This window comes from Aeromonas sp. Prich7-2 (genome assembly GCF_017939255.1).
GTDB lineage: Bacteria > Pseudomonadota > Gammaproteobacteria > Enterobacterales > Aeromonadaceae > Aeromonas > Aeromonas caviae.
The window spans coordinates 1-8,560 of record NZ_JAGKRI010000071.1 but is presented as its reverse complement, the minus strand read 5'-3'; the positions used below and the strand labels follow the sequence as shown (position 1 = coordinate 8,560).

At 63.4% G+C, this 8,560-nt stretch carries 10 protein-coding genes and 3 pseudogenes; 6 read left to right on the top strand and 7 right to left on the bottom strand.

What is annotated here, in order from left to right:
- Positions 1–326 (top strand): zinc ribbon domain-containing protein (locus J9892_RS13380; RefSeq protein WP_210538465.1); only part of this gene is annotated, 326 nt, incomplete at its 5' end.
- Positions 327–374: 48 nt separating this feature from the next.
- Here the strand turns inward: J9892_RS13380 and J9892_RS13375 are convergent.
- Positions 375–1,133: pseudogene (locus J9892_RS13375) on the bottom strand (class I poly(R)-hydroxyalkanoic acid synthase); the annotation flags it as partial.
- 95 nt (positions 1,134–1,228) lie between these two features.
- Positions 1,229–1,579, bottom strand: a complete 351-nt coding sequence (locus J9892_RS13370) for a phasin family protein (protein WP_041211496.1) — start codon at positions 1,577–1,579, stop codon at positions 1,229–1,231.
- 294 nt (positions 1,580–1,873) lie between these two features.
- Between J9892_RS13370 and J9892_RS13365 the strand changes: the two genes are divergently transcribed.
- The 3 genes from J9892_RS13365 to pdxY all read left to right on the top strand — a co-directional run bounded on the left by J9892_RS13365 (position 1,874) and on the right by pdxY (position 4,652).
- Positions 1,874–2,437, top strand: coding sequence for a hypothetical protein (locus J9892_RS13365; protein WP_010674879.1), 564 nt, complete (start codon positions 1,874–1,876; stop codon positions 2,435–2,437).
- A 77-nt stretch (positions 2,438–2,514) separates the two neighbouring features.
- Positions 2,515–3,270 carry a DUF429 domain-containing protein gene (locus tag J9892_RS13360; protein ID WP_029314586.1) on the top strand — a complete coding sequence of 252 codons (756 nt, stop codon included), beginning with the start codon at positions 2,515–2,517 and terminating at the stop codon, positions 3,268–3,270.
- Between the two features lie 518 nt (positions 3,271–3,788).
- Entirely contained in the window at positions 3,789–4,652 is an 864-nt protein-coding gene (pdxY, locus tag J9892_RS13355) for a pyridoxal kinase PdxY (protein WP_010674877.1), read from the top strand.
- A 40-nt stretch (positions 4,653–4,692) separates the two neighbouring features.
- Here pdxY and J9892_RS13350 read toward each other — a convergent pair whose 3' ends face one another.
- From J9892_RS13350 to J9892_RS13335, 4 genes and pseudogenes are all read right to left on the bottom strand, one after another.
- Positions 4,693–5,001, bottom strand: coding sequence for an antibiotic biosynthesis monooxygenase (locus tag J9892_RS13350; RefSeq protein WP_010674876.1), 309 nt, complete (start codon positions 4,999–5,001; stop codon positions 4,693–4,695).
- A 104-nt stretch (positions 5,002–5,105) separates the two neighbouring features.
- Entirely contained in the window at positions 5,106–5,612 is a 507-nt protein-coding gene (locus J9892_RS13345) for a GNAT family N-acetyltransferase (RefSeq protein ID WP_010674875.1), read from the bottom strand.
- 101 nt (positions 5,613–5,713) lie between these two features.
- A complete protein-coding gene (locus tag J9892_RS13340; protein WP_010674874.1) occupies positions 5,714–6,106 on the bottom strand; it encodes an NUDIX domain-containing protein in 393 nt (130 codons plus the stop codon).
- Positions 6,107–6,149: 43 nt separating this feature from the next.
- Positions 6,150–6,686: pseudogene (locus tag J9892_RS13335) on the bottom strand (class IV adenylate cyclase); the annotation flags it as partial.
- Between the two features lie 267 nt (positions 6,687–6,953).
- Between J9892_RS13335 and J9892_RS13330 the strand changes: the two are divergent.
- A complete protein-coding gene (locus J9892_RS13330) occupies positions 6,954–7,799 on the top strand; it encodes a DUF5718 family protein (protein ID WP_069784645.1) in 846 nt (281 codons plus the stop codon).
- A gap of 117 nt (positions 7,800–7,916) precedes the next feature.
- Positions 7,917–8,401: pseudogene (locus J9892_RS13325) on the top strand (GNAT family N-acetyltransferase).
- Between the two features lie 76 nt (positions 8,402–8,477).
- Here J9892_RS13325 and J9892_RS13320 read toward each other — a convergent pair.
- Positions 8,478–8,560 (bottom strand): transposase (locus J9892_RS13320; RefSeq protein ID WP_202904331.1); only part of this gene is annotated, 83 nt, incomplete at its 5' end.

The window sequence follows — 8,560 nt, the reverse complement described above, 5'->3', positions numbered from 1 at the left end:
ATCGTTCGATATTAGATCAGGGCTGGTTTGAGCTGCGCCGCCAGCTCGAATATAAGCAGGCATGGCGAGGCGGTCAGGTGTTGGCGATAAACCCGGCCTACACCAGCCAGCAGTGCGCCTGTTGTGGGCATACTGCGAAGGATAACTGCCAGACGCAAAGCCAGTTTAAATGCGCTGCGTGTGGTTATGAGGCGAACGCCGATGTGAACAGCGCTCGCAATATTTTAGCGGCGGGACACGCCGTTTTAGCCTGTGGAGGCGTGGTGCAATCAGGCCGCCCGATGAAGCAGGAACCCGGTACTGCGCGAGCAGCTATCACCCAGTAATGGGAATCCCCCTCCTGTGACGCGAAGCGCTAAGGTGGGGGAGGATGTCAAGATGTAGTACTTGTTGATGAAGGGGGGCACGACCAGCACCGGGGTCTTGCCCACCGTCGCTGTGGTCGGGCTGTACTGGATGAGCTCAAAGAGCTCGGTGCGCAGCACTACCCGGCCCGGGGTGGTCGCCAGATCCCGGCCGAGCTCGAAGGCGGACTCGTCGGTCAGGCGGATGTTGAGGTGATCGGCGCTGCGCTCCAGATCTTCGGCCAGGAGCGCAAGGCCGCGCACCAGATTCTGGCCGTCGGACTCCAGGGTGAGCTTGAGCAGCTCCGGGTTGGTGGCCAGGAAGTTGCTGGGAGCCATGGCGTTGACGTACTGGCGGGTGAAAAAGCGCAGTCGCTCCCGGCTCTTCTCGGGCACGCCCTCCAGGGCATCCACCGCCGCCAGCAGGTGTCTTGCGGTCAGCAGATAGGATTGCTTGAGGTAGTCATAGAGGGGTTGCTCGCTCCAGGCGTCGGCCTTGAAGCGGCGATCGCTGCGATCCGGGGTGATCACCGGCTCGCTCGGCTGGCCTGCACTCTTGAGCAGGGTGTGCTGCATCAGCTTGAGCTGATCCTGCCACCAGTTCATCTGGGACTGGATCAGCTGCCAGGGCTGCTGGCTGCCCTGCTCCAGCACCTGGCCCAGATCGTCCAGACTGGTCTGCAGCAGGGCCTGGGCGGTGCGCTCGGTCTGGGCTCTGGCCATGGCCAGCAGCTTGTCGTTGTAGTGGGCCAGGGCCTCGAACAGCGGGCCGTAAGATGATTGGCTCATGTGTTCTCCTTCACCCACGCCCGGGGCGGGCACTTGCCCGTTCTGTCGAGTCGTGGGGAGATGTGGCTGCCCGCAAGACGGGCAGCCAGGGGTTATCAGGCCTTGCCCGTGCTCTTCTTGATGCCATCTGCGGTCAGGGCATCCAGTTCTTCCTTGAACTGCTGGCCGAGGGTGCTGAGCTTCTGGATGTCATCCAGCATCTGGCGGGAGAGCTGGCTGGCGCTCTCCAGCTGCACGGTGCCGAGGGCCGCCAGGCTCTGGGCATCCTGCACCTTGCCGACGGCCTGCAACTGGTTGAGCCCCAGTTCGGCGTAGGCATTGGCGGACGCCAGTTGCAACCGGGTCAGCTGTTCGATGTTGCTGGCCAGCAGCTGGTTGTAGCGGGTGAGGGGAGCGGCAAAGCCTTGCATCTGCTCGGTAAAGCTCTTGATCACGTCCATATTCATCATGGGTCTCCGGTTCGGCAGAACACTGTTTTTGCGGGTCAATCGACCCTTCTTGCGGGTACAGCACGTCATCCCTGTGTTACGTGTTGTTTGCTCTGTTCAAACACACGTTTGAGAATTCTGCAACCAATCCACCTTTGGTATAAATGTTAGTTTCTGTTTGAATTTTCCAATCCGCCGAGAGAGCCATCCCCGGGTTCAGACGAGAGGTGACGCAGGGCAGGGGGCGGGGTCTCGTTCCCCGGGGCCTGCGCTGGTACCCTTGAGCCACACCCTCTTCACAAGGAATCCCCGATGAAACCGTTCGCCCTGCTGCTCGGCTGTGGTGCCCTGACCCTCGCCGGTGTCGCCCAGGCCAGCACGCCGGTCCAGATCTCCCTGCCCGGTGTCAACCTGCCCTCGTCCAATCAGGTGGAAGGGGCAAGGGCTTCCTTCCTCTACGGCCGCACCGGCCAGGTGAAGGGGATCGATCTGCCGGTGTTCGCCCTCTCCGACGTGGATCAATTCACCGGCCTGCAGCTTGGTGTGTTCTTTGGCGCGAGCCGGGTGCGCCATCAGTTTGGCGGGGTCGCCATCAACGCCGTCAACTGGCACGAAGGGCAGGATACCGGCCTCAATCTGGGCTTCGTCAACCTGACCAACAATGTGAAGGGGCTCAACTGGGGGGCGGTCAACATCGCCCAGGGCAATGCCCTGGCCAACGTCGGCTTCGTCAACTATGCCGAACGCACCACGTTCCAGCTGGGATTCGTCAATGCCACCAAGCACCTGGACGGCTTGCAGATTGGCCTGGCCAACTACGCCGAGAACGGCATCTTCCCCATTCTGCCCCTGATCAACTTCAAGAAATCCTTCTAGGGACCAACTTGCCCTTGCTTTAGGAGGGGCAGCCATTACCCTGTGCTCCATCAAGGCTGCACAGAGGTAACAGGGGCATGACAACGGAACACATGGACGCCATCGGCATCGGCTGGGACGTGAGGGGCTGGCAGGGCAATGCCCAGGCGGTGGCGGTGGTGGGTTGGCAGGCCCGGGAGTCGCGTCTGCACTGGCTCGGGATCTCCCCCCTGTTTCGCCTGAGCTCCCGGGTCGCGCCGGATCTGGATGCCCTGCTGCGCCCGGCCCTGCAAGACGAGGTGGCGCTGATGCAGGTGCTGGCCTGCCCGCGCCTTGCTCTCGGCATCGATGCGCCCCTGGCCTTTCCCCGCGCCCTCGCCGATCTGCTGGCGGGGTGGGGGAGCGGCTTTCCCGTGCCCCAGCGGGAGATTGACAACCCTTACGCCTACCGGGATTGCGAGCGCTGGCTCTATCAGCACTATGGCAAGAAGCCCCTCTCCGCCACCTTCGACAGGCTCGGCAACAACGCCACCCTGGCCCTCTCCATGCTGCCGCGCCTCGGGGATCTGCAACTGGTGCCAAAACGGGCGAGGGCTGCCGGGCGCGCGGTGCTGGAGGTCTATCCCGCCCTGGCCAAAATGGGGGGCAAAGCCTCTGCTGTGCGGCCCGAGCTGCAACCCCACCTGCCAGCAATCCTCATCCCTGGAACGGATCCCTATGATGCCGCGCTCTGCGCCCTGATGGCCCTGCAATATGCGGCCGAAGGGGCCGTCACCTCGCTGCCTGCTCTGGTGGACCTGCCGGAGGAGATGGCACCGGACGAAGGCTGGGTCTACCACTTCGCCCGGGATTGAGACGCCCAAGCACCGCGCTCCCTCTGACGACTGCTGGCGACTCGCTGCAGTCACGGCACTGGTGACGTGACTTGCTGTCGCCACTGCGTATGGCTTGCCGTTGCCACGGTGTCAGGCAAGGGGAGGCCGCCTTTGTCCTGTGATCTTCCGACGTCTCCTTGACCCTTGCCCTTGTTGCCTTACTTTGCGACTGCCGACTGCCGACTGCCGACTGCCGACTGCCGACTGCCGACTGGCGCCTTTTCATCGGACCTCATCCTTGATCCCGACTGTTCATGGCTGGTTTAAAAATCACCTTGTATGCCATCAGACAAGAGACGTACAAGTACATTTATCACCCCGCAGCAGCGGGGAGATGGCTCCAGGGTTGTACAGAAACAGGGTAGCGGGGGTCAAATATGCGGCAGGTTAAGCCTGCAGAAGCATAAATAGGGAGTCAGGGCGTTAATTGCTGGAAGAGCCGTCTCTTCATCCGATATATTGCCTCTTTTCCTCAGGCTTCTTGTCCGGTGGTGTCGATGAAACGCATTCTCTCTATCCAGTCCCACGTGGTGTTTGGCTGTGCCGGCAACAGCGCCGCCGTGTTCCCCATGCGCCGTCTCGGCATGGAGGTGTGGCCCATCAATACGGTGCAGTTCTCCAACCACACCCAGTACGAGGCGGGTTGGCAGGGAATGGCAATGCCGGCGGGCCACATTGCCGCCTTGTGCCAGGGGCTTTGCAATATCGAGGTGCTGGCGCGCTGCGATGCGGTGCTAAGTGGCTATCTGGGCTCGGCGGAGCAGGGGGACGAGATCCTGGCGGTGGTGGCGGCGGTGAAACGAGCCAATCCGGCGGCCCTCTATTTCTGCGATCCCGTGATGGGGCATCCGGAGAAGGGGTGCATCGTCGCCCCGGGCGTCACCCGCTTTCTCACCGAGCAGGCCCTGCCGGTGGCGGACATCATGGCCCCCAATCTGCTGGAGCTGGAGACCCTGTGCGATGTCCATCTGACAACCCTGGCCCAGACCCGGGTCGCCGCACGCCAGTTGCTGGAGAAGGGGGTGAAGATGGTGCTGGTCAAGCACCTGGGTCGCGCCGCCAGCGTCCCCGGCCGCTTCGAGATGCTGCTTGCCACCCCCGAGGGAGACTATCTGATCGCCCGTCCCCTTTACGATTTCGCGCGCCAACCGGTGGGCGTGGGGGATCTCATCAGCGCCCTGATGCTGGCCAACCTGCAGGCGGGATATGATGGGGTGAGCGCCTTCGAGCGCACCAACGCCGCGGTGGATGCGGTGCTGAGACAGACCTGGGAGGCGAATGCCTACGAGCTGCAGCTCATCGCGGCCCAGAGCGCCTTTGCCGAGCCGCAGATTGCCCACAGGGCCGAGCGCCTGGCCTGACGCCATTGATCAGCCCGTGACGGGACGAGCTGATCAAGGTTCAGCTTGCGGCACTGATCGGTGTTGCATCCTGAAAATGTTCGACCCTGGGGAAGGGGTCGTAGAAGTGGTGCAGCAGGGCCTTCCACTCCTGGTACCGGGGGGAGCCCCTGAACCCCCGGGTGTGATCTTCCAGCCGCGCCCACTGCACCAGCAGCAGGTAGTGATGGGGATCGTCCAGGGCACGCTGCAACTGGTGGCCCAGGTAGCCGGGCATGGCGCTGATGATGTGCTGGGCTCGGGCGAAGGCCTGCTCGAAGTCAGTGGCCTTGCCGGGAATGATCTGCAGATGGGCGACTTCCAATATCATGATGGCTCCTTGCCGATGAGTCTGATTGAACCAAAAACCTATGTACGCCGAGCCTTGGAGGGGGCAAGACCGGCACGCTGTCCGGTCTTGCCAGGCCGTCTGCCTCAGAGCTGCTTGTAGAAGAACTGGGTGGCGGCGAGGGTGCCGTCCCCATTGCGGGCGAAGTCCGGGATCTGGCCGGCCTCCTGATAGCCGAGCTGGCGATAGAGGCTGGAGGCCACGTCGCCGACCCGGGTATCCAGCACCAGCAAGGTACGCCTGGCGTCCCGGGCCCCTTGCTCCATGGCGTTCATCAGGGCGCGGCCCACCCCCTTGCCACGGGCCTGGCTGTGGACCATCAGCTTTTCCACTTCGGCCCTGTGGCCCCCGTTGGCCTTTGTGCACAGGGAGAGCTGCAGGGCGCCCACCAGATGGTGCTGATCAAACGCCACCCAGAGCTTGCGCACTCCATCCGCCAGCTCCCCCTCGATGCCTTGCCAGTACGCCAGCCCCTGCTCTTCCTGCAGGGGAGGCAGAAAGCCCACCGAGGCACCGCTGGCCACGCAATCTTGCAGCAGGGCGATCAGCGCCGGTTTGATGCCTCTGGTGCTCTCGACCTCAAGGATCTCCATTGAATGTCCTCATCTTCTCTCTTGGCCCACGTGGGGGATTAACGTCTCGGGCGCGGACTCTCCTGCCGGTGCTATTATCATCCGGTCAGGTGCGCCGTCTCTTAATGGATCAGTCCCTGCGCTGCCAGCCACTGGAACAGCAGGCGGGAGACGGGGGAGACTTCGGCCAGGTGGCGGCTGTCCAGCCAGCGCAGCTCGGCGATCTCCGCCGAGGCGACGGGCGTGCCGTCGGCGTCCCCCGTGTAGCAACGCAGATTGACATTCACCCCTTGCGGCTTGCCGTCCGCCTGGGCGCTGAACTCGCAGGCGAACGCCAGGGTGTCGGGTTTCAGGATGACCGCGAGCTCTTCCTCGATTTCACGAACGAGGGCCGCCTCGTCGCTCTCGCCCGGCTCGCGCTTGCCCCCCGGAATGTAGTAGATGTCCTTGCCGTGGGAGCGGGCGCACAGCAGTTGTCCCTCCTTGAAGGTCAGCCAGGCGAGTTTGTCGATCATGGGCAGATTCCTCTTGTTGCCGCTTGTCAAAGGGGGGGGCTCGCTGCTCGCACAGGGTGCGATAGGAGCGGGTTTCCCGCATCTCGGGCGCCAGTCCCAGCCGGCTAGCCAGCGCCAGCAACTGCGCGCGGTAGGCGGGCAGGGCGGTCTCGTCGTCAGTCATGATGGCGAGCTCGGCAAAATCACCGACGCCTGCCAGGTGATCCACCGTGACGTGGAAGGCCCCCAGAAAATAGATGCTGCGCCGCTTGTCGATGGTCAGCACCGGCTGGTAGCCCAGGGTGCGCACCATGCTGGCCGCCTTGTCCGCATCGGTGATGTTGACCGCCTCGCAGCGATCGGGGCCGGGTCCTTTGACTATCCAGAGCCGGATGCCGCTGGGGGCCATGGTGCGGATGATCAGGCTCTTCTCTGCCCGGGCCAGGGCGCCATCTGCCGTGTCGAAGTAGCAGTCCTGCTCATGATTGTCCGCCACCATCACCTCGGGGCTGAGGGCCGTGAGGGTATGCACAAAGGCGGCGCTGTCCGTCAGGCGGTATTTGAACTCCACCTCGAAGCGCCCCTGAAAGTGGGTGGCCATGGCCTTGCGACGGCTCCCGAACGGCAAATGAATAGGGCAGCCTAGCAAAAGTGCCGGGCTCTCCCAAGCATCGGGATCACAGCTTCGCATCGACTGCTGACTTTATGACCAGATGGTGAGGGGAAATCCGCCCTGGTGCACAGCTTGTGGCCCGGTGGCTGGGCGCCGTACGGGGGCTGTGCTCTAATAAGCTCCCTCTTTGGCGGTATTTCCGCCCTGAACAACGACAACGAGGCGGCGGCCCCGGCCGCGCCAGTGGAGCCACAGATGCAGATCACCTCACAGACCCCCTTTATCGGACTGGGCGTGGCGGGCAACTTCGCCGGTCACCTGGAGCAGGCAGGGGAGGCGGCGGACTTCGTCGCCGTCAAGGTTGACGACAAGGTCGCCCCCAAGGCGCTGTTCCCCTTCTATGTGCCGAACCATCCCGGCCAGCTCGGGGTCTTTCCCCTGAGCGGCGATGCCATCTTCCTGCCGGAGGCGGCGGTGAGCGGGGACGAGAAGGTGCAGATTGAACCCGAGGTGGCACTGTGGTGCGAGCTGGAGTACGCGGGGGAGCAGGTGGTGGCCATCCATCCCAAGGCGTTTGGCGCCTACAACGACTGCTCCATCCGTCGCCCCAATGCCAAAAAGATCAGCGAGAAGAAGAACTGGGGTGAAGAGAGCAAGGGGCTGGCCGCGAACCTGCTGCCCCTGACCCACTTTGCCGCAGGATGCGAGCTCGATGACTACCGCATCGCCTGCTATCTGGAGCGGGACGGGGAGCTGCACCCCTACGGGATCGACAGCGCGGCGGTGGACTACAGCTACTTCCACGGTCAGTTGCTGGCGTGGGCCATCGACAAGTTCAACCATCAGCAGGACGAAGGCCCGGCCGAGCATATCCAGGGGCTGCTGGCCCAGGCGGGGCGCCCGGCCCATGCGCTCATCAGCATTGGCGCCACCCGCTACACCCCCTTTGGCGAGACCCACTTCCTCGCTCCCGGTGACACCGCCTGCGTGGTGGTCTACCCCGCCAGTCGCTACAGCGAGAGCGACATTCGCGAAGCCATCGCGACCCGCCGCGTTGGCGCCGATGTCTCTGTCCTGCTCCAGGCGGTCAAGACCCGTTGATCGCGATGCCTTCCCAACCTGGGGAGGCATCTTCTTTCTCTATTATGCCTGCGCACACTCCATGCTGGCGTCATGCATGATCAGCCGAAAGAGGAGTGGCAGATCAGGTAGGTTGCCATGGTGGTGATCAGAGAGTGCAGGGAGCAGGATCTGGCGGCTTGCTCAGCCTTTACGCCGAGCTCAGACCACGGGATCCCGTGATGCCGCTTTCCATGGCGAGGGAGACGCTCGCGAGCCTGCTGGCCAGGCCCGAGGTGCGGATCATCGTGGCGAAGGTGGGCGGTGAGCTCGCCGCCACCTGCCAGCTCGGTGTGATCCCGACCCTGAGCAACGGCGGCAGGCCCTTTGGCATCATAGAGCACGTGGTAACGGCCTCTGCGTTCCGACGCCAGGGGCTGAGCCAGAAGGTGCTTGAACAGGCGCTCTCCCTGGCCTGGGGGCTGGATGGCTACAAGGTGATGCTGCTCTCGGGGGAAGGGCGCGATGAAGCCCATCGCCTCTATGAGAAGCTGGGCTTCAAGGCGGGCATCGAGAAGGGGTTTGTCATCAAGCAGGCAGAGGCCCAGGGCTGCACCTTGACGAGGTTCGGCCCCAAGGCTTAGCATCGGCGCTTTTGCCATCTTAAATGCGAAAGGGGACTCCCTCCGACGTAGGTGGGAGGGGAATTTCGCCGGGGCGTCAGCCCCGCTGGTTTTGAATGTATTGCTTGATCACCTCCAACGGTGCTCCGCCGCAAGAGCCCGCAAAGTAAGAGCGTGACC

Bases quoted from the DNA above. Each gene is read 5' to 3' on its own strand.
- J9892_RS13370 (WP_041211496.1), bottom strand. From the start codon at position 1,579: ATGAATATGGACGTGATCAAGAGCTTTACCGAGCAGATGCAAGGCTTT.
- J9892_RS13330 (WP_069784645.1), top strand. From the start codon at position 6,954: ATGCAGATCACCTCACAGACCCCCTTTATCGGACTGGGCGTGGCGGGC.
- J9892_RS13365 (WP_010674879.1), top strand. From the start codon at position 1,874: ATGAAACCGTTCGCCCTGCTGCTCGGCTGTGGTGCCCTGACCCTCGCC.
- J9892_RS13345 (WP_010674875.1), bottom strand. From the start codon at position 5,612: ATGGAGATCCTTGAGGTCGAGAGCACCAGAGGCATCAAACCGGCGCTG.
- J9892_RS13360 (WP_029314586.1), top strand. From the start codon at position 2,515: ATGACAACGGAACACATGGACGCCATCGGCATCGGCTGGGACGTGAGG.
- J9892_RS13350 (WP_010674876.1), bottom strand. From the start codon at position 5,001: ATGATATTGGAAGTCGCCCATCTGCAGATCATTCCCGGCAAGGCCACT.
- pdxY (WP_010674877.1), top strand. From the start codon at position 3,789: ATGAAACGCATTCTCTCTATCCAGTCCCACGTGGTGTTTGGCTGTGCC.
- J9892_RS13340 (WP_010674874.1), bottom strand. From the start codon at position 6,106: ATGATCGACAAACTCGCCTGGCTGACCTTCAAGGAGGGACAACTGCTG.